Genomic DNA, 18,186 nt, shown 5'->3' with positions numbered 1-18,186 from the left:
CCCGCTCCAATTCTTTACATAAGATGTGCTTTTTTTGCTGATGAGTTATTGATATGCCATTGAAATTCATTTGCGCACACAGGCAAGTTTTGCAAATGCCATCTACGCTTAATTTTAGAAGGTGTATCACCGAATACGTTGATCTCCTGACCACTAAAATGGCATGAGAGTTGCTTATTTCTTCAGCAGCGACGTCGTTCAGTTTACCTCTTCAGGGGCCTCTACTATTCATATGAACGGCTCTTAACATGTGCTAAAAAACGAAAGGACGGCATACCATGAATATATTCGATCACTATCGCCAGCGTTATGAAGCTGCCAAGGACGAAGAGTTCACGCTGCAGGAGTTTCTTACCACTTGTCGGCAAGATCGCAGTGCTTATGCCAACGCGGCAGAGCGGCTATTAATGGCTATTGGTGAGCCTGTCATGGTTGACACTGCCCATGAACCTCGACTTTCTCGACTCTTTTCGAATCGGGTAATTGCACGCTATCCCGCTTTTGAAGAGTTTTACGGCATGGAAGACGCCATTGAGCAGATTGTTTCTTATTTGAAGCATGCGGCTCAAGGTCTGGAAGAGAAGAAGCAGATTCTGTATCTGCTGGGGCCTGTGGGAGGGGGGAAATCATCTCTTGCTGAGCGGCTGAAGTCGCTGATGCAACGAGTGCCGATTTATGTCCTGAGCGCCAATGGCGAACGTAGCCCGGTCAACGATCATCCGTTATGCCTGTTTAATCCGCAGGAAGACGCGCAGATCCTGGAAAAAGAGTATGGGATCCCACGTCGTTATCTCGGTACGATCATGTCGCCGTGGGCTGCTAAACGTCTGCATGATTTTGGCGGGGACATTACAAAATTCCGCGTCGTCAAAGTCTGGCCGTCTATTCTGGAGCAGATCGCTATCGCTAAAACGGAGCCTGGTGATGAAAACAACCAGGATATTTCTGCGCTGGTCGGGAAAGTGGATATTCGTAAACTCGAACACCACGCCCAGAACGATCCTGATGCCTACGGTTATTCGGGCGCACTGTGCCGCTCAAACCAGGGGATTATGGAGTTCGTTGAGATGTTTAAAGCACCGATTAAAGTGCTGCATCCTCTGCTGACCGCCACCCAGGAAGGAAACTACAACGGGACAGAAGGTATCTCCGCCCTGCCGTTTAACGGGATTATTCTTGCCCACTCGAACGAGTCTGAATGGGTAACGTTCCGTAATAACAAAAACAATGAGGCGTTCCTTGACCGTGTTTACATCGTCAAAGTGCCTTATTGCCTGCGGATCTCTGAAGAGATCAAAATTTACGAAAAACTGCTTAACCACAGTGAGCTGACCCATGCGCCTTGCGCACCGGGCACGTTGGAAACGCTCTCTCGCTTTACCATTCTTTCTCGCCTGAAAGAACCTGAGAACTCGAGCATTTACTCGAAGATGCGCGTTTACGATGGCGAAAGCCTGAAAGATACCGATCCAAAAGCGAAATCCTATCAGGAGTACAGGGATTACGCCGGGGTTGATGAGGGAATGAACGGTCTGTCCACGCGTTTCGCGTTTAAGATCCTATCTCGCGTCTTTAACTTTGACCATGCTGAAGTGGCAGCTAACCCGGTTCATCTGTTCTACGTACTGGAGCAGCAAATCGAGCGTGAACAGTTCCCGCAGGAGCAAGCTGAGCGTTATCTCGAGTTCCTGAAAGGCTATCTGATCCCGAAATATGCTGAATTCATCGGCAAGGAGATCCAGACAGCTTATCTCGAATCCTATTCCGAATACGGACAGAACATTTTCGACCGTTATGTCACTTATGCGGATTTCTGGATTCAGGATCAGGAGTATCGCGATCCAGATACCGGTCAGCTGTTTGATCGCGAGTCACTGAACTCAGAACTGGAGAAAATTGAGAAGCCGGCGGGTATCAGTAACCCGAAAGATTTCCGTAACGAGATCGTCAACTTTGTTCTGCGTGCCAGAGCGAATAACAGCGGTCGCAATCCAAACTGGACCAGTTACGAAAAACTACGCACGGTTATTGAGAAGAAAATGTTCTCCAATACCGAGGAGCTGCTGCCGGTCATTTCGTTCAATGCTAAAACCTCGACTGACGAGCAGAAAAAACACGACGATTTTGTCGACCGTATGATGGAAAAAGGCTACACGCGTAAACAAGTGCGTTTACTGTGCGAATGGTATTTGCGCGTACGTAAATCGTCTTAACATAAGTGCCCGGTGGCGCATGCGCTTACCGGGCTTGCAAAACAATGTTCCGTAGGCCGGACAGCGCCAGCGCCATCCGGCACTTACAGACATGGCGAACAGTTGGCAGTACGGGGGGCTTATGACCTGGTTTATTGACCGGCGTCTTAACGGCAAAAACAAGAGCACGGTAAACCGCCAGCGCTTCTTACGCCGTTATAAATCGCAAATTAAACAGTCGATCTCCGAGGCCATTAACAAGCGTTCGGTGACTGATGTGGATAGCGGCGAATCTGTCTCTATTCCGACTGATGATATTAGCGAACCAATGTTTCATCAGGGACGTGGTGGCCTGCGCCATCGCGTACATCCGGGTAACGACCATTTTGTGCAGAATGACCGCATTGAACGCCCACAGGGCGGCGGTGGCGGTTCAGGAAGTGGACAAGGCCAGGCCAGCCAAGATGGTGAGGGTCAGGATGAGTTCGTCTTTCAGATCTCTAAAGATGAATATCTTGATCTGTTGTTCGAAGATTTAGCACTTCCTAACCTGAAGCAGAATCAGCAGCGTCAGTTAACGGAGTATAAAACACACCGGGCAGGTTTTACCTCTAACGGTGTGCCTGCCAACATTAGCGTGGTGCGATCCCTGCAAAACTCACTGGCGCGCCGTACGGCGATGACAGCGGGTAAGCGTCGCGAACTGCATGCTCTCGAAGCGGATCTGGAAACCATCGCGAAAAGCGAACCAGCGCAGTTGCTGGAAGAGGAACGGTTACGCAAAGAGATTGCCGAACTGCGGGCAAAAATCGAACGCGTGCCATTTATCGACACCTTTGATTTACGCTACAAAAATTATGAAAAACGCCCCGACCCTTCCAGCCAGGCGGTGATGTTCTGCCTGATGGACGTCTCTGGTTCGATGGATCAGTCGACCAAAGATATGGCTAAACGTTTTTATATCCTGCTGTATCTGTTCTTAAGCCGGACCTATAAGAATGTGGAGGTGGTTTATATTCGCCACCATACCCAGGCGAAAGAAGTGGATGAACATGAGTTCTTCTACTCTCAGGAAACCGGGGGGACCATTGTCTCCAGTGCACTGAAGTTAATGGATGAAGTGGTGAAAGATCGCTACAACCCTGCCCAGTGGAACATCTATGCTGCACAGGCATCGGACGGTGATAACTGGGCAGATGATTCACCGCTGTGTCATGAGATTTTGGCGAAAAAGCTGCTGCCAGTGGTACGCTATTACAGCTATATCGAAATTACTCGCCGCGCCCACCAAACCTTATGGCGTGAATACGAACATCTGCAATCAACCTTTGATAACTTTGCGATGCAGCATATCCGTGACCAGGATGATATTTATCCGGTATTTCGCGAACTGTTTCATAAGCAAAGTACGACCAGTAACAATTAACCTAAACAAATCAGTCAGCGCGTGGATGTGCTGACTGATTTTATAAATAGTGCCCCATCCTGTTTTTATTTTCCCTTAACAGAGCAGCAGGCAATGTAGTTTAGCTGATGACGTTGCGAACGGAAGAAGCGAAACATTTTCAGGAACCGACGACGATTTTCGCTCGTGCGTAAGCCGTTAAACACAATTTTAACTGCCCCTGTAAGCCCTTCATCACGAATTAATCCGCGCGGTGACATCAGCGACATGTTGCCATTCTGCTGCAAAACCTGTTCGAACCCGCAGTTAAGAAACAAATCACGCCAGCCTTGTCTGGTCATTGGGCTAACGTTTGATTTCACCACATCGACAAGCAGGCCCTGATCGCCCGCGCCCAGTTTTTGGGTGGTGAACATAATATCGTGGGTGAGCAGGCGCCCACCGGGCTTCAACACGCGATAATATTCGGCAATTAACTTCGCCTTCGCTTTATCGGCATACATTGTCAGCATGGCTTCGTTAATCACAACATCGAAACTGTTATCCGCAAAAGGAAGAGTGTTGGCGTTTGCCGCCATCACATGAATGTGATTTTCCAGACCATTTTCCGCCACGTTATTCCTTGCGTTTGACAGTGCGGTTTTATCCATATCAATGGCGTATACCTTACAGCCATAGCGTTGAACTAACTCTATCGCCGTCGTGGCCATGTTGCACGCCACTTCAAGCACCTGGCTGCCGGGCGTCAGCTGTGACTGGCTAAACAACCATTCTGTTGCTTCAACGCCGCCCGGACGCAGACGGGTTTTGCCCAGGCTGGCTAAAAATGTATGACCCGCTTTTTCAGTCGCGCTCATTGGCCTGTCTCCTTTTTATAAGTTGTATTATAAATACAACATTAAGAGTTAAAGGTGAAGCGCGCGAATGATTTTTATTACAAAATGTCCTTGCCCGTAGCGTTAGAGCGGATGTATGCCGTGTGATAGACTGAATTATCAGACTTACAGGGCTGTAAATCATTATGAAATTGCATCATAAAGCGCTCAGGCTCTTTATCTCCGTCAGCGTAATTGTTTTGACGTCTTCTTTTTTGGTTTATGAGCTCATTGCCAGCGATAAAGCAATGAATGCGTACATGCGCTATATCAATGAGAAAGCCGACTCATCGTTTCTCTATGATAAGTACACAAATCAAAGCATCGCAGCCCATCTGATGCGCACATTTTCGTCCCCCCAGGAGCCAGCCTCTCTCGAACAGCAAAAAGCACTTTGCACCGCTTTCGACAGCGTTAACGGCGCTCATGGGCTCAACCTTACTAAGCACAACTATCTGCCATTGCACGGTACGTTGCAGACCACCTCAACAAAATGTGGTGAACAGCTTGATGACATTTTTCTGCTGCCTTCTTTTGACCGGGCGGTCAATGTTAATCGTCAGCAGAAAGATTACGGTCAGGGATTAGGGACGTTAGAGTATAAATTTCGATATTACGTCGATCTCAAAAATAACTATGTCTATTTCTATGATTTGATCGACTCGCGGAAATTTGCGATACACAACTGGTCGTTTTTGCAAAAAGGTACGCTGGGAATCGACCAAAATGATATTGATGGTATTTTCACCGGCCGCACGGTGATTTCCAGTATTTATGAAGATAACCTGACCGAGAAAAAAGTGATGAGCTTTTTAACACCGGTCTACTACACCGGTAAGTTAAAAGGTGTGGTGATGGTAGATATTAATAAAGAGAATTTACAGAATATTTTCTATACCAGCGACCGCCCTCTCGTCTGGCGCTATCTTAATGTAACGGTCTCGGATACCAGCTCCGGTAAAGAGATTCTCGTTCATAAAAGTGAAACCGATCTGTTCCGCTATGTTCACTATGAGAAGGACATACCCGGTGGTATACGCATCACACTCTCACTCGATGTTATGTATTTTATTGTCTCGTCCTGGAAGATATTCGCATTCTATTTACTGGCAACGATATTACTGCTGAATATGGTCAGAACGCATTTTCGGCTGTATCACAACGTCACGCGGGAAAATGTTAGTGATGCGATGACCGGGCTCTACAACCGTAAAATTTTAACGCCGGCGCTTGAGCAGCGTTTGCAACAGTTGGTGAACACGGGAACGCTCGTCACCTTTATCGCCATCGACTGCGATAAACTGAAAGTCATCAATGACACGTTAGGGCATAAAGAAGGCGATCGGATTATCACTCATCTGGCCAAAGCCATTCAAAGCTCTATTCGCAAAAGCGACTACGCCATCCGCCTCGGCGGCGATGAGTTTTGTATTATCCTCATCGACCACCCCAGTGATTTAACGCCCCGCCTGCTGGAGAGAATTCGCTATAACTTACAAATTATTGCGCATGATATATCCATCAGCTTCTCCGCCGGGGTTTATAATATGCAGCCGAACGACACTATTGATGATGCTTACAAAGCATCTGATGCACAGCTCTATCTGAACAAACAGAAAAAACACGCCGGTGCGTGATTATTTTTCTGCAGGATTTTCATTGTTGTACCAGGAGTAAGTCATGACGGAAGTGAACAAAGGTAACGCAACGCATCAGCGTTTAATTTCGCTGTTGTCAGAGCAAGGCGCAACGTACCGCGTGGTAAGCCATGAAGCCGTCGGCAAATGTGAGGCAGTTTCTGAAATTCGTGGTACCGCACTGGGCCAGGGAGCAAAAGCGCTGGTCTGCAAAGTAAAAGGCAACGGCGTCAATCAGCATGTTCTGGCGATCCTCTCTGCCGATCAGCAGGCCGACCTGAGCCGGTTAGCCAGCCATATTGGCGGGTTGAGAGCGTCTCTTGCCAGCCCGGCGGAGGTAGATGAACTGACTGGCTGCGTATTTGGCGCTATCCCACCGTTCAGTTTTCATCCTAATCTCAAGCTGGTCGCTGACCCGCTATTGTTTGAGCGTTTTCATGAAATTGCGTTTAATGCCGGGTTGCTGGAAAAATCCGTGATCATGGATACCGCAGATTACCTGCGTATCGCGCAACCTGAATTAATCCCTTTCCGCCGCGAACAATAATGGTCTGCGTTAGCAGTAAAAAACGTCGCATCGTGCGTTAGCCCAAAAAAAATCATAATCATTAAAAAAAGCCTGTTCCGTCACGCATTTACGCGTACAGTAAGCAGGCTTATTTTTTCTTTTGGCAAGGAAACTACGATGTTTGATGTCACTCTGCTGATCCTCCTCGGACTGGCAGCTCTGGGCTTTGTCAGCCACAACACCACTGTCGCTGTTTCAATTCTGGTGCTGATCATTGTCCGTGTTACCCCTCTGAATACTTTCTTCCCCTGGATTGAAAAACAGGGCCTGACCGTCGGGATTATCATTCTGACCATTGGCGTCATGGCACCGATCGCCAGCGGAACGCTACCGCCCTCCACGCTCATCCACTCCTTTGTAAACTGGAAATCACTGGTCGCTATTGCCGTCGGGGTATTTGTCTCATGGCTCGGCGGACGCGGCGTTACGCTAATGGGCAGTCAGCCCCAGCTTGTTGCCGGATTACTGGTGGGCACGGTACTGGGCGTGGCGCTGTTTCGCGGTGTGCCGGTGGGGCCGCTTATTGCGGCAGGCCTGGTCTCGTTGATTGTTGGGAAGCAGTAGCCAGCCCGTTCAGATAACGGCCTGGCGTCTGCCCCAGGCCTTTTTTGAACATAGTGATAAATGCCGTGGTCGAATCGTACCCGAGCATTTGCGCGACCTGTTGTACATTGCGGCCATCGATCAACGCCTGCAGCGCCAGAATCAGCTGGAGCTGGTGACGCCAGCGGCGAAAACTCAACCCCGTTTCTTTGACGACCAGACGAGCAAGGTTACGTTCACTCATCGCAAATACGCTGGCCCATTGTCCCAACGTCTGCCATTGTGCAGGCTCTTTCGCCATCGTTGCGACCATTCTGCGAATTTTCGGGTGATCGGAAACTGGTAACTGCATCTGCTCCTGGGGTTGCTGCGGGAGTTCATCAAACAACACTTGCGTCAGCCGCTGAGTTGCCGGCTCCAGTCGCTGAGCATCCGATTTGGACGCCAGCGCCAGAATGAGCTCCCGACATAACGGGGCGATTTTCAGCGTGCAGCAACGTTCAGGCATCACGACAGCCTGCGGCTCAATAAATAGAAAACACAATTGCGCGCCCACGGTAACGTGGTTGCTGTGTGGAATTTCGCCAGGGATCCACACCGCATATTGCGGAGGCACCATCCACATAGCGTTTTCAACTTCACAGGTGATCGCGCCATGCAGCGCCAGGATCAACTGCCCCTTACGGTGCTGATGCAGCGGACTGAAAAGTTCATCTTCCCGAGCCTGAATGCAAAATGCGACCGCCGCATCGTGGTGCAAATCGGGCTCATATCCATCCAGTCTCAGCCCCAACATAAGAATGTCCTATTTCAGCGATAATCTGTCATTTTAGCTTGATTCATCCATAGTGTAAAAACGCTAAAGTATCGCCTCGCCTGACGATATGAGAAAAAAATGATTACTACACCTTCCTCCCGTGGCAAAAACGCAGCGTTGCTGATCGCGGGGATCCTGATGATTGCCACCACACTGCGCGTCACCTTTACCGGCGCAGCCCCGTTGCTGGATGCCATTCGCGCCGACTACGGCTTGAGTACCGCCCAGACTGGGCTTCTGACTACCCTGCCGCTGCTGGCCTTCGCGCTGGTATCCCCCCTGGCTGCCGCCGTTGCGCGCCGCTGGGGCATCGAACGTAGCCTGTTTGCCGCGATGCTGTTGATTTGCGTAGGTATTGCGATTCGTTCGCTGCCTTCGTCAGGGTTCCTGTTTAGCGGTACCGCCATCATTGGTTGTGGAATCGCGTTGGGAAATGTGCTGTTACCCGGATTGATTAAGCGTGATTTTTCCCAGCATGTGGCGAAACTCACTGGCGCATACTCGCTGACCATGGGCGCGGCGGCGGCACTGGGCTCGGCTATTGTGGTTCCGTTGGCACTAAATGGTTTTGGCTGGCGCGGTGCGTTGATGGTGCTGATGGCCTTCCCGCTGCTGGCGCTGATTATCTGGTTGCCCCAATGCCGCCAGACCGCTCATGCCAGCCTGAGTAACTCGCGCGCCTTGCATTCCCGCGCGATCTGGCGCTCTGGCCTCGCCTGGCAAGTAACGCTGTTTCTGGGGATCAACTCTCTTGTCTATTACGTCATCATCGGCTGGCTACCCGCCATTTTAATTAGCCATGGCTACAGCGAATCTCAGGCCGGTTCGTTGCATGGTTTACTGCAGCTGGCGACTGCCGCGCCGGGAATATTGATCCCTCTCGTCCTGAACAGATTTAAGGATCAGCGCGCCATCGCCGCTCTGGTTTCGTTAATGTGCGCTGTCGGCGCGGCGGGATTCGCCATAATGCCCGACCAGGCATTGCTATGGACCATCCTGTTTGGCTTTGGCTCAGGCGCGACGATGATCCTTGGCTTAACCTTTATTGGCCTGCGCGCAAGCTCAGCGCATCAGGCTGCCGCTCTCTCCGGCATGGCACAGTCTGTCGGATATTTACTGGCCGCCTGCGGGCCACCGCTGATGGGGAAAATTCACGACCTCAACGGTAGTTGGCTGATTCCATTAACGGGTGTCGCCGTGTTAGCGATGCTGATGGCGGTGTTTGGTTTGTGCGCGGGGCGCAATCGGGAGATCGCGAGCGCATAATGCAGAGGGCAGGTTCGCGGACAACCTGCCCAATATTTATCCGCGCGCGGCGCGCAGCATCGCCTGAACCAGAGGTACGGGTTTTCCCGCCAGCGCTCCGCGTTCATGCTGAAAGAGCGTGCCGACATAAAATGGATGTGTCACCAGCTCAATGGCACGAATATCACCAGCCTCATCCCAACCGGTCACACGGAGATCGCCGCGCTCCAGCTCAGCGGCAAAATCTTCCGATACGCCGTAGTTGCAGTGATATCCCTCCGAGATAACATCCCGTCCGTAGGCTTTGGCAATCAGCGTATTGGCCCGAAGCTCAATATCATCCGTTTTTTCTACCAGCGAGCAGGTCAACGGTGCTATCACCATCCGACCCGTGGTGTCTGTCTCTGCGTGGGCAGCGTCGATCCAGCCCAGCACGTTGCGGGCATACTCCAGAATGGCATGTTGAAAGCCGCCACAGGTACCCAGGAATGGGATGCTGTTTTCACGCGCATAGCGTATCGCGATCAGCGCCCCTTCCAGGTGGCGATAAGGACTGCCTGGAACGACCCAAATGGCATCATAACCTACCAGGTCCTCACTGCTGCTGATATCAGATGTGGTTAGCCAGTCATAATCAGCCACTAATTCCAGGACGGCAGCGGCATCATCAATGGCAAGAGGAATAGCCTGATGCGCCACAATATCGGGGTTGTAATCGCCCACCAGCGCAATGCGAAGCGTATCTTTAATCGGGGAAATTTCCATTAAACTTTCCTTATGTCCAGACAATGAGGGACACTATAAGGAGCCTCAGCCTACCGATTTTTTGTTGGTATCACAATCCCTTAAATTGGGAGTCAGGGCTGGCGGAATGCTATAATGGTCACGTTTTACGATCTTATTTAACCGTAATAGCGATAGCTTAATGGAGCGGATGAAGAGATGAATATTCAGTGCAAACGTGTGTATGACCCGGCAGAAAAAAGCGATGGTTACCGCGTGTTGGTCGACCGGTTGTGGCCTCGCGGGGTGAAAAAGAGCGATCTTATTTTCAACGAATGGAATAAAGCACTTACCCCGTCATCTGATTTACGTAAGGCATTCCACGCAGAGTTGATTGATTTCTCGCATTTTTCTGAGCAATATCGCGCTGAACTGGCTCAACAGCAGCAAGAAGGAAAGCGCCTCGCGGAGATTGCCCGACAGCAAACCTTAACGCTACTGTATGCGGCGAAAAATACCCAGCAAAACCACGCGCTGGTGCTCGCTGAGTGGCTACGTCAATGCTGACCGCGTATCACTTGCCCGTTGTCGGATGATCTCTACGCCAGAGCGCCCATTCATCAATCACTTCCCCACCGGGTAGTTTGCAGTCTGACCTTACGCCTTGCGGAGTCTGCACCGCAACCAGCGTACCGCCCTTTTGTTCGCAATACACCGATGCCGGATTCGCCATGCCGATTTTTGGTGGTTTAGGGGCATCAGGCTGCGTGGTACACCCCGCCAGCACCAGCAAGCCGGGCAAAATAATAGACGCAAGTTTCATCTCTACTCCTGTTTAAAAGCATTATTCCGGCAGGTTACCCCGACTTCCCTTCTATCTCCATGTTTTACGTTCTAATTTCAATTTTATGATTACATTTCAGCCAGAAACACGTGTTTCATCTTGCTCCCTGATGTTCTATCATGCGCCCACGCCAGCCTTGTCATCACTCAGGAGTATTTACACCTCATGTCGGACATGATCCTTGCCAGAGTCTCACAATCCTTAGCCACGGAGCAGTCAGTTGAGAGTCTGGTACGCCAACTTCTGGAAATGCTGGAAGTAGTGACTGAGATGGAATCTACATACTTGACCAAGGTCGATCTGGATGCCCGTCTGCAGCATATTCTGTATGCGCGTAATAGCTGCCAAATGCAGATCCCCGAAGGGCTGTCCGTACCGTGGGATGAAACGCTGTGCAAACGCGCTATTGAGGAAAACTGTCTGTACAGCGACAACGTGCCCGCACGATGGCCGGAATGTACCGCCGCTCGCGCACTGGACATCACCACTTTTCTGAGTACTCCCGTTCATCTTCCGGACGGAACGTTTTACGGAACGCTCTGCGCCACCAGTCGCCGCCAGCATGCGTTAAGCGAACGTGGTGAACAGGTGTTGCATTTGTTTGCCGGTCTAATCGCCCAGTCGATTCAAAAAGAGTCGCTGGTTGCTCAGTTACGTGAAGCGAACGCTGCGCTGATTGCTCACTCCTACACCGATGCCCTGACCGGATTACCGAATCGGCGCGCAATTTTTGAAAATGTAGAGACCCTTTTTTCGCTCGCCCGCCACCTCAGGCAGAAGATAGTTGTCGCCTATATCGATTTGGATGATTTCAAATTGATCAATGACCGCTTTGGTCACGAGGTTGGCGACCAGTTCCTGATCCAGATTGGCCACCGCCTGCTGCGTAAATGTAGTGATAATGACATTCTCGGTCGACTGGGCGGTGACGAATTTTTAGTCGCTCGACTGTCGCCGGAAGATGACAGAGAGCAACGTGTTCGTCTGCAGCAGGTGAAACATCAGTTGCAGCAGCAAATTTGCGGCGACTATCACCTGGGCGATATTCATCTGTTTTATCCTGGTGCCAGTCTGGGCGTGGTGGAAATTGATCCGCTGGAGACTGATGTAAACTGTGCGCTTCATCTCGCAGACAGCGCAATGTACAAGGATAAAAAGCGTCAGGATAAAACCGCTTTTGTCGTACATTAACCCCTGCTATGCTGACTCGTCTTTAAATAACTCTGGTAGATAATCGTATGCGACTCGGTATTATTTTCCCTGTCATTATTTTCATTTCCGCTGTCGTTTTCTTATCCTGGTTTTTTATTGGCGGTTACGCTGCGCCTGGAGCATAACGATGAAAAAAACAACACTTATTATGATTGGCGTGGCTATCATCGTGGTTCTGGGCACGGAACTGGGGTGGTGGTAACCAAAGAAAAAGGCCACTTATCAGTGGCCTCTATTGTCTGCATGTTTACTTAACTTTTGACTTTTCTATAGATAAACAACACCACAATCGCACCGATAACCGCTACGACAAAACTGCCAAAGTTGAAACCATCAACTTTACCAAAACCAAAGAAGGTACTGATCCAGCCACCCACTACCGCACCGACAACCCCTAAGATGATGGTCATAAAGAATCCGCCGCCATCTTTACCCGGCATAATCCATTTTGCCAAAATCCCAGCGATAAGACCGAAAATCACCCATGAAATAATGCCCATAATATCCCTCACTTATGTTTTTAAGTTAACGATTCGCTCGCTGTATAAAAGCATAGCATAGCGCTGAAAAATTAAAATTTGTGATCGGTATCACCTGCTATTTTCATCTTTTTCTGATCTTTCATAAGGTTAAACCATTCGATGGCGACATTTTCACTGACGTAGCTCGTCATTAATGTCGAATCGTCAGTCATTCTGCTTTACTCATTCGCCCTCAGTCCCTGCAATTGCTGGGTTTTAACCTCTGGCACGATTTATGCTTAAACAGCCGGTCACTATGACAAATCGTAGTCCGCGATGCGTATCGCGCGGCTCCGTTTACAATTCGCGCTATTTCAGCATTTAACAGGTCTGTTATTGATGAAAAAAATCACCAGTGTATGCCCATACTGTGGGGCCGGGTGCAAGCTCAAGCTTGTTGTTGAGAATAACAAAATCATCCGCGCCGAGGCCGCAGAGGGTGTAACGAACCAAAATCAGTTATGCCTGAAAGGCTACTATGGTTGGGACTTTCTTAACGACACTCGCCTTCTGACTCCCCGTCTGACTCGCCCGATGATCCGTTATGAAAAAGGTGGAAAATTCACTCCCGTTAGCTGGGATGAAGCCATTCGTTACACCGCAAAACGCTTATCTGAAATCAAAAATACCTATGGCCCCCGCGCCATTATGACCACCGGGTCTTCACGTGGAACAGGGAATGAAACCAACTACGTGATGCAAAAATTCGCACGTGGCGTTCTCCATACCAATAATGTCGATTGCTGCGCCCGTGTCTGTCACGGCCCTTCCGTTGCCGGGTTACAGGAAACATTAGGCAATGGCGCCATGAGCAATTCCATCAGCGACATTGAAAACTCAAAATGCCTGCTGATCTTTGGTTACAACTGTGCCGACTCGCACCCGATCGTGGCTCGCCGGGTCATTAAAGCTCGCCAGAACGGCGCAAAAATCATTGTCTGCGACCCACGTCGTATTGAAACTGCTCGTATCGCTGACCAACATTTGCAGTTGAAAAACGGTTGTAATATGGCACTGGTTAACGCCTTTGGCCATGTACTCATCGAAGAGCAACTCTACGATCGCGAGTATGTACAAAAGCATGCGGAAGGGCTGGAAACATACTGGGAAACCGTGAAGGACTATGCGCCTGAAGCCGTTGAACATTTGACCGGCGTTCCCGCACAGCAGGTTCGTCAGGCGATGCGTACATTTGCCGCAGCGCCATCGGCAACCGTCATGTGGGGAATGGGCGTCACCCAGTTTGGTCAGGCCGTTGACGTGGTTCGTGGTTTGTCGAGCCTGGCGTTGCTGACCGGCAATCTGGGACGCCCTAACGTCGGCGTTGGGCCGGTGCGTGGGCAAAATAACGTGCAGGGCGCGTGCGATATGGGGGTGCTGCCTAACCAGTTCCCTGGGTATCAGGACGTGACCGATTTCACCGTCAGGGAGAAATTCGCCAACGCCTGGGGCATTGACGTTAATCAGATGGATGACAAGATTGGGACGCGCATCACCGAAGTTCCGCATCTGGCTATTGAAGGCAAAATTAAAGCCTACTACATCATGGGGGAAGATCCGTTGCAAACCGAGGCCGATTTAGGTCTGGTCCGCGAAGGGTTTAACGCGCTCGATTTTATTGTCGTGCAGGATATCTTCATGACCAAGACAGCGGAAATGGCCGACGTCCTCCTGCCGGCCACCTCCTGGGGCGAACACGGGGGCGTCTTTACCTGCGCCGATCGTGGATTCCAGCGTTTTGAAAAAGCGATTGAACCCTCAGGTGATGTCAAGCGTGACTGGGAGATCATCAGCCTGCTGGCCAGTGAAATGGGCTATCCCATGCGGTATCAAAGTAACCAGCAAATCTGGGATGAGATGCGCGAGTTATGCCCGCTGTTCTACGGCGTAACCTATGAGAAAATGGGTGAAATGGGGCATGTTCAGTGGCCATGTCCGGAGCTCGATCACCCCGGCACACCTTACCTTTACGCGAACAGCCAGTTTGATACCGCCAATGGCAAAGGCAAACTGTTTGCCGCACAGTGGCGAGCGCCCGCAGAAGTTCCTGATGAAAAGTATCCGCTGGTCCTGTGTACAGTGCGTGAAGTTGGGCACTACTCCTGTCGTTCAATGACCGGCAACTGCGCAGCGCTGCAAGCCCTGGCAGATGAGCCTGGGTACGTGCAAATCAATACTCATGATGCAGAAAAACTGGGTATTCGTCATCGTGACCTGGTATGGGTCAGCTCGCGTCGTGGTAAGGTCATCAGCCGCGCGGATGTATCCGAGCGTATCAATACCGGAACAGTGTATATGACCTATCAATGGTGGATTGGTGCGTGTAACGAGTTAACCCAGGATAACCTCGATCCTATTTCGAAAACGCCGGAAACCAAATATTGCGCCGTAAGTATTGAACACATTAGCGATCAGGGATGGGCTGAAAAGTATGCCGCACAGACGTATAGCGACATGAAATTACGCTTGTGCGAGGCCATTGCGTAAGTCACCTCGCTAACCGCCTGAGTCTGGTCATCCAGACTCAGGTATTTTCCCGTTACTTCGCCAGCTGTGGTTCACTAAAGCGAATGGCAGCAGATTCTTCCTGCTTATCCCGCTGCATAAAACCGAGGTTCATCAGGAACAATCCTGCCATAAACGGGAGTTCATACAGCTCCTCAATGAGATCGCCGTACTGCGCGTTGTGCAAAAAGATAGGGGCCAGCAGACGATGATGCTCTACCGTATCGGAGATCAAAAATGCACAGGTGGTGATCGCTAACAGCCATAGCGGCAGCGGTTCATTGCGTAAGCGACGGGCAATATCCTGGCGTAAGCGTTTTGATATCAGGACAGGCAGAATAATCATTGCAATCAATACCACTGAGATAACTCTGAACAGAAGTTTAGGGTGCTCCGGGAAATAATCACGGCCCCAACTGGTACTGCGACCCAGCAACACCAACCACCACACAGCCGCCCAAAGCCAAAATTGTTTCTCGCCTTCAGGACGTGATAAAGGCCGGATGTAGCTGAGAGTAAAAAGCGCTCCAAACAGCAGCCATAACGCCTGACCATTCTCAATCCATCTGACGACAGTACCGTTGAGCAAAGGTAGATTCCAGTTCGCAGTGAACGGGATCGCTACGATGATCAGTCCAAGAATGAAAGTGGGTAATGTTAGTCGGGTATTCAGTTTCATAAGCGAGGTTCTGTATTGTGACTGTTTCACGATCATAACCCCTGTGAATGATCCAACATTAGCAATCAATGCGGATTTCTTAAGGTATTCTTAAGAAATCTTTTTCCGGATATTTCCAGGTTTAACACGGATAAAAAAACCGCGCGGCGTCGTCAAAACGCAGTGCGGTTATTAGATTAAAATTCAGCGCATTCAATCAGTAGGAGTAATTAACGCCTACCATCCGCACACTTCATGCTCATTCTCGGTATCGTATGAACGTACGGTATTGACCAGATCTTTAACAACTTCTGCTGCCACATCCGGCACCAGTAACGTCATCGGCGCTTCAGTTTCATAATCGACTGACACGCCATTGCTGTTATTGGTCACTGTTACGGTATAGGTTGCTTTGCCCATGATTTACTCCTTGCCGGTACGCACGACTTTTCGTTGATTCGCGCTCTCCATCAGAACTTCCGGGGCAACGAAAAAATCGATATTAAAGTAAGTGTCGTCGGTCATCACTTCGATGTTATGCCATTTTTCCGGTGGAAAAACGCCAAACTGACCGGCTTCAATAACCATCACCTCTACGGGCTCCGGGCTATGTTCATCTGCGTATCCGAGATATTTGACCGCCCCCTGCATAACCGAAAGTCGAGGATAAACCCCGGCACGGGTTCCTTTATCAAGGTGGCGTTCGAAAATTCCGGCAGGTGCCGTTTCTTTGTTCCAGAATGGAGTAGAGCGTGTATGGATATGGTTCTGTGGAATTTGAAGCATTTTTCTTCCCTTTTCCAGTCGACAACCAGCGAGTTCTTACTGAACCGCTGCTGTACACAGGGTACGCCTCATAATATTCATTTGAAATACCATTTATTGGTTATAACAATACAATTATAAATGAATTGCAGGGTGTAATATTGAAGGCCCGCCGTAACCAACGGGCCAATGGCGTCACGACTGAAGCGTGGCAAGACGAGCGGCAAAACCAACAAAAATCAGACCAATAAGGGAATTACCCACTTTGGCCAGCTTTTTCTTCGTACGGATATACTGCGTCACGAACGCGCCGGAGAAAATAAGAAAGCTCAGGTAGAAAAAGCTCACTATCTCAAGCGTAATAGCCAAAATAAAGAATGACAGCCCTGAGTGCGGCGCATTGACATCAATAAACTGCACGAAGAACGAAACATAAAACAAAATAGCTTTAGGATTCGTCAGGCTCAGAATTAACGCACGTTTAAAAATAGCGCCAAACGGGACTTCTTCAGGCGCGGCATCGCTTGCTTTCGATTTCAGTGTTGCATACAGGATCTTCGCACCGAGGTACAGCAGATAAAACGCGCCAAGATAGCGAACGATGTTGAACAAAACGGGCGTTGTTTTGATCAATGCGGCAACTCCGGCATAGGCCAAAAACATTAACACGGCATCGCCGATAAACACACCGCTTGCGGCGAGATAACCGCCCTTCACTCCCCGACCAACGCTGTTCTTCAACACAAATATCGTATTTGGCCCCGGTACCAGCACGATAAAAATAGCCCCCACCAGATACGTCCAGTAATTCAGAACTCCATACTCTGCGAACACGTTAACCTCTTCCTGAAAAAACACATGCACTTGCTGCGAGACAATATGCTAACGAATGCATCGGGTGATGGAAAGAGAAGGTTATGAATTAAAAAACCCGCCACTGGTGACGGGTGTGTACAGATAAGGTTAGCCCGGATTAATGGTGCAGCATCTCATCCACAACCTCTTCTCCCTTCAACTGGTAAGGGTAGTAGGTAGGCCAGTTTTCCATCTCTTCAAGCAAAGCTGCCTGCGAGGTATTTCCCATAAAGATATGGAAGTGGCTCGATTTACGCGGCGCGATAATATGATCGCTGAATTGCACGTATTTAGGTGCTTTGCTGTTAGCGTCTTTACACTCAAACAGATAACGTACACCTTTCTTGCCTGACTTATAGTGCAGAATTTTATAACCGGCGTAGTCGTATTTACATGATGCAACCTGATTACCGGTGTGAAATTCCATTACGTCATTTTCGATGCCGATGGTGTCTACGTTGGTTGCATAACCTTTACGGTAGTAATCTTTAATTTGTTCTGCCGTTTTGCTTTTGTCTTTCTCCGCTTTCTTTTTGAAGACCGGATCAAGCTCGCCGCTGACCAGATACGGATAGACAGATTGCCACATGCCATCCCAGTCGGTAAGCGCCCTATTTTGCACCTGGTTATCATCAAAAACCCCTTCCGACGCCTTTTGTTCTGCTTCGCTCATCGGCGCACCATGGGAATGATGACCGTGCGCCATAACCGAACCACTGACTACAAGCATTCCCAGAGCAATTGTCAGTTTTTTAATACAAATAGCCAAAATTTCACCCTCAAATCATTTGCGAGTGAAATGTTATAATATAACGTATCAA

The 18,186-nt window shown here is 49.7% G+C and carries 20 protein-coding genes and 1 pseudogene; 11 read left to right on the top strand and 10 right to left on the bottom strand.

Annotated elements, in window-relative coordinates; translation table 11 throughout:
• The first annotated feature begins 278 nt into the window (after positions 1-278).
• Both yeaG and OGV71_RS11585 read left to right on the top strand, forming a co-directional pair.
• Positions 279-2,213, top strand: coding sequence for a protein kinase YeaG (gene yeaG, locus OGV71_RS11590; RefSeq protein ID WP_003030707.1), 1,935 nt, complete (start codon positions 279-281; stop codon positions 2,211-2,213).
• A 121-nt stretch (positions 2,214-2,334) separates the two neighbouring features.
• Positions 2,335-3,618 carry a YeaH/YhbH family protein gene (locus OGV71_RS11585; RefSeq protein ID WP_003030708.1) on the top strand — a complete coding sequence of 428 codons (1,284 nt, stop codon included), beginning with the start codon at positions 2,335-2,337 and terminating at the stop codon, positions 3,616-3,618.
• Positions 3,619-3,683: 65 nt separating this feature from the next.
• On the opposite strand, the gene OGV71_RS11580 is transcribed toward OGV71_RS11585, so the two are convergent.
• Positions 3,684-4,454 (bottom strand): class I SAM-dependent methyltransferase, encoded by a 771-nt coding sequence (locus tag OGV71_RS11580; protein WP_032949093.1) that lies wholly within the window; start codon positions 4,452-4,454, stop codon positions 3,684-3,686.
• 164 nt (positions 4,455-4,618) lie between these two features.
• Between OGV71_RS11580 and dgcJ the strand changes: the two genes are divergently transcribed.
• From dgcJ to OGV71_RS11565, 3 genes are all read left to right on the top strand, one after another.
• Complete coding sequence (gene dgcJ, locus OGV71_RS11575; protein ID WP_048219055.1) at positions 4,619-6,109, top strand: diguanylate cyclase DgcJ; 1,491 nt, start codon at positions 4,619-4,621, stop codon at positions 6,107-6,109.
• Positions 6,110-6,152: 43 nt separating this feature from the next.
• Positions 6,153-6,656, top strand: a complete 504-nt coding sequence (locus tag OGV71_RS11570; protein ID WP_003030712.1) for a YbaK/prolyl-tRNA synthetase associated domain-containing protein — start codon at positions 6,153-6,155, stop codon at positions 6,654-6,656.
• A 138-nt stretch (positions 6,657-6,794) separates the two neighbouring features.
• On the top strand, positions 6,795-7,241 hold the full coding sequence (locus OGV71_RS11565; protein WP_003832453.1) for a DUF441 domain-containing protein: 447 nt from the start codon (positions 6,795-6,797) through the stop codon (positions 7,239-7,241).
• Here the strand turns inward: OGV71_RS11565 and OGV71_RS11560 are convergent.
• Positions 7,224-8,016 (bottom strand): annotated as a pseudogene (locus OGV71_RS11560) (AraC family transcriptional regulator); the annotation flags it as partial. The gene OGV71_RS11565 and the pseudogene OGV71_RS11560 sit on opposite strands and share 18 nt — an antisense overlap.
• Positions 8,017-8,115: 99 nt before the next feature.
• Between OGV71_RS11560 and OGV71_RS11555 the strand changes: the two are divergent.
• A complete protein-coding gene (locus OGV71_RS11555; RefSeq protein WP_003030718.1) occupies positions 8,116-9,303 on the top strand; it encodes a CynX/NimT family MFS transporter in 1,188 nt (395 codons plus the stop codon).
• Positions 9,304-9,339: 36 nt separating this feature from the next.
• Here OGV71_RS11555 and OGV71_RS11550 read toward each other — a convergent pair whose 3' ends face one another.
• Positions 9,340-10,047, bottom strand: a complete 708-nt coding sequence (locus tag OGV71_RS11550) for a CTP synthase C-terminal region-related (seleno)protein (RefSeq protein WP_003846671.1) — start codon at positions 10,045-10,047, stop codon at positions 9,340-9,342.
• Between the two features lie 177 nt (positions 10,048-10,224).
• Between OGV71_RS11550 and OGV71_RS11545 the strand changes: the two genes are divergently transcribed.
• On the top strand, positions 10,225-10,572 hold the full coding sequence (locus tag OGV71_RS11545; RefSeq protein ID WP_003030722.1) for a DUF488 domain-containing protein: 348 nt from the start codon (positions 10,225-10,227) through the stop codon (positions 10,570-10,572).
• A gap of 7 nt (positions 10,573-10,579) precedes the next feature.
• Here the strand turns inward: OGV71_RS11545 and OGV71_RS11540 are convergent, their stop codons facing one another.
• Complete coding sequence (locus OGV71_RS11540) at positions 10,580-10,828, bottom strand: putative hemolysin (RefSeq protein WP_003030725.1); 249 nt, start codon at positions 10,826-10,828, stop codon at positions 10,580-10,582.
• A 186-nt stretch (positions 10,829-11,014) separates the two neighbouring features.
• On the opposite strand from OGV71_RS11540, the gene OGV71_RS11535 reads away from it, so the two are divergent.
• Genes OGV71_RS11535 through yoaJ form a run of 3 tightly spaced genes read left to right on the top strand, consistent with a single transcriptional unit; the run spans position 11,015 to position 12,263 of the window.
• A complete protein-coding gene (locus OGV71_RS11535) occupies positions 11,015-12,040 on the top strand; it encodes a sensor domain-containing diguanylate cyclase (RefSeq protein WP_003030727.1) in 1,026 nt (341 codons plus the stop codon).
• Positions 12,041-12,087: 47 nt separating this feature from the next.
• A complete protein-coding gene (locus OGV71_RS11530) occupies positions 12,088-12,186 on the top strand; it encodes a YoaK family small membrane protein (RefSeq protein WP_032941789.1) in 99 nt (32 codons plus the stop codon).
• A 2-nt stretch (positions 12,187-12,188) separates the two neighbouring features.
• Positions 12,189-12,263 carry a protein YoaJ gene (yoaJ, locus tag OGV71_RS11525; protein ID WP_099530266.1) on the top strand — a complete coding sequence of 25 codons (75 nt, stop codon included), beginning with the start codon at positions 12,189-12,191 and terminating at the stop codon, positions 12,261-12,263.
• Positions 12,264-12,312: 49 nt separating this feature from the next.
• On the opposite strand, the gene OGV71_RS11520 is transcribed toward yoaJ, so the two are convergent.
• On the bottom strand, positions 12,313-12,561 hold the full coding sequence (locus tag OGV71_RS11520; RefSeq protein WP_003030729.1) for a GlsB/YeaQ/YmgE family stress response membrane protein: 249 nt from the start codon (positions 12,559-12,561) through the stop codon (positions 12,313-12,315).
• A 360-nt stretch (positions 12,562-12,921) separates the two neighbouring features.
• On the opposite strand from OGV71_RS11520, the gene fdhF reads away from it, so the two are divergent.
• Positions 12,922-15,069 carry a formate dehydrogenase subunit alpha gene (gene fdhF / locus OGV71_RS11515; RefSeq protein WP_204583686.1) on the top strand — a complete coding sequence of 716 codons (2,148 nt, stop codon included), beginning with the start codon at positions 12,922-12,924 and terminating at the stop codon, positions 15,067-15,069.
• Positions 15,070-15,121: 52 nt separating this feature from the next.
• On the opposite strand, the gene OGV71_RS11510 is transcribed toward fdhF, so the two are convergent.
• From OGV71_RS11510 to zinT, 5 genes are all read right to left on the bottom strand, one after another.
• Positions 15,122-15,766, bottom strand: a complete 645-nt coding sequence (locus OGV71_RS11510) for a hypothetical protein (RefSeq protein ID WP_032950854.1) — start codon at positions 15,764-15,766, stop codon at positions 15,122-15,124.
• 216 nt (positions 15,767-15,982) lie between these two features.
• Positions 15,983-16,165: a DUF1869 domain-containing protein gene (locus OGV71_RS11505; protein ID WP_003832433.1), complete on the bottom strand. Its 183-nt coding sequence runs from the start codon at positions 16,163-16,165 to the stop codon at positions 15,983-15,985.
• Between the two features lie 3 nt (positions 16,166-16,168).
• Complete coding sequence (gene yeaR, locus OGV71_RS11500) at positions 16,169-16,531, bottom strand: DUF1971 domain-containing protein YeaR (RefSeq protein WP_003030735.1); 363 nt, start codon at positions 16,529-16,531, stop codon at positions 16,169-16,171.
• A gap of 174 nt (positions 16,532-16,705) precedes the next feature.
• Complete coding sequence (leuE, locus tag OGV71_RS11495) at positions 16,706-17,344, bottom strand: leucine efflux protein LeuE (protein WP_016152793.1); 639 nt, start codon at positions 17,342-17,344, stop codon at positions 16,706-16,708.
• A 139-nt stretch (positions 17,345-17,483) separates the two neighbouring features.
• A complete protein-coding gene (gene zinT / locus OGV71_RS11490) occupies positions 17,484-18,134 on the bottom strand; it encodes a metal-binding protein ZinT (RefSeq protein ID WP_003840861.1) in 651 nt (216 codons plus the stop codon).
• Positions 18,135-18,186 lie beyond the last annotated feature (52 nt).

Source organism: Citrobacter sp. Cf088 (assembly GCF_030334295.1).
In the GTDB taxonomy this organism is placed as follows: domain Bacteria; phylum Pseudomonadota; class Gammaproteobacteria; order Enterobacterales; family Enterobacteriaceae; genus Citrobacter; species Citrobacter freundii.
The sequence above is the reverse complement of the archived record's forward strand: the minus strand, read 5'-3'. Positions and strand labels throughout refer to the sequence as shown.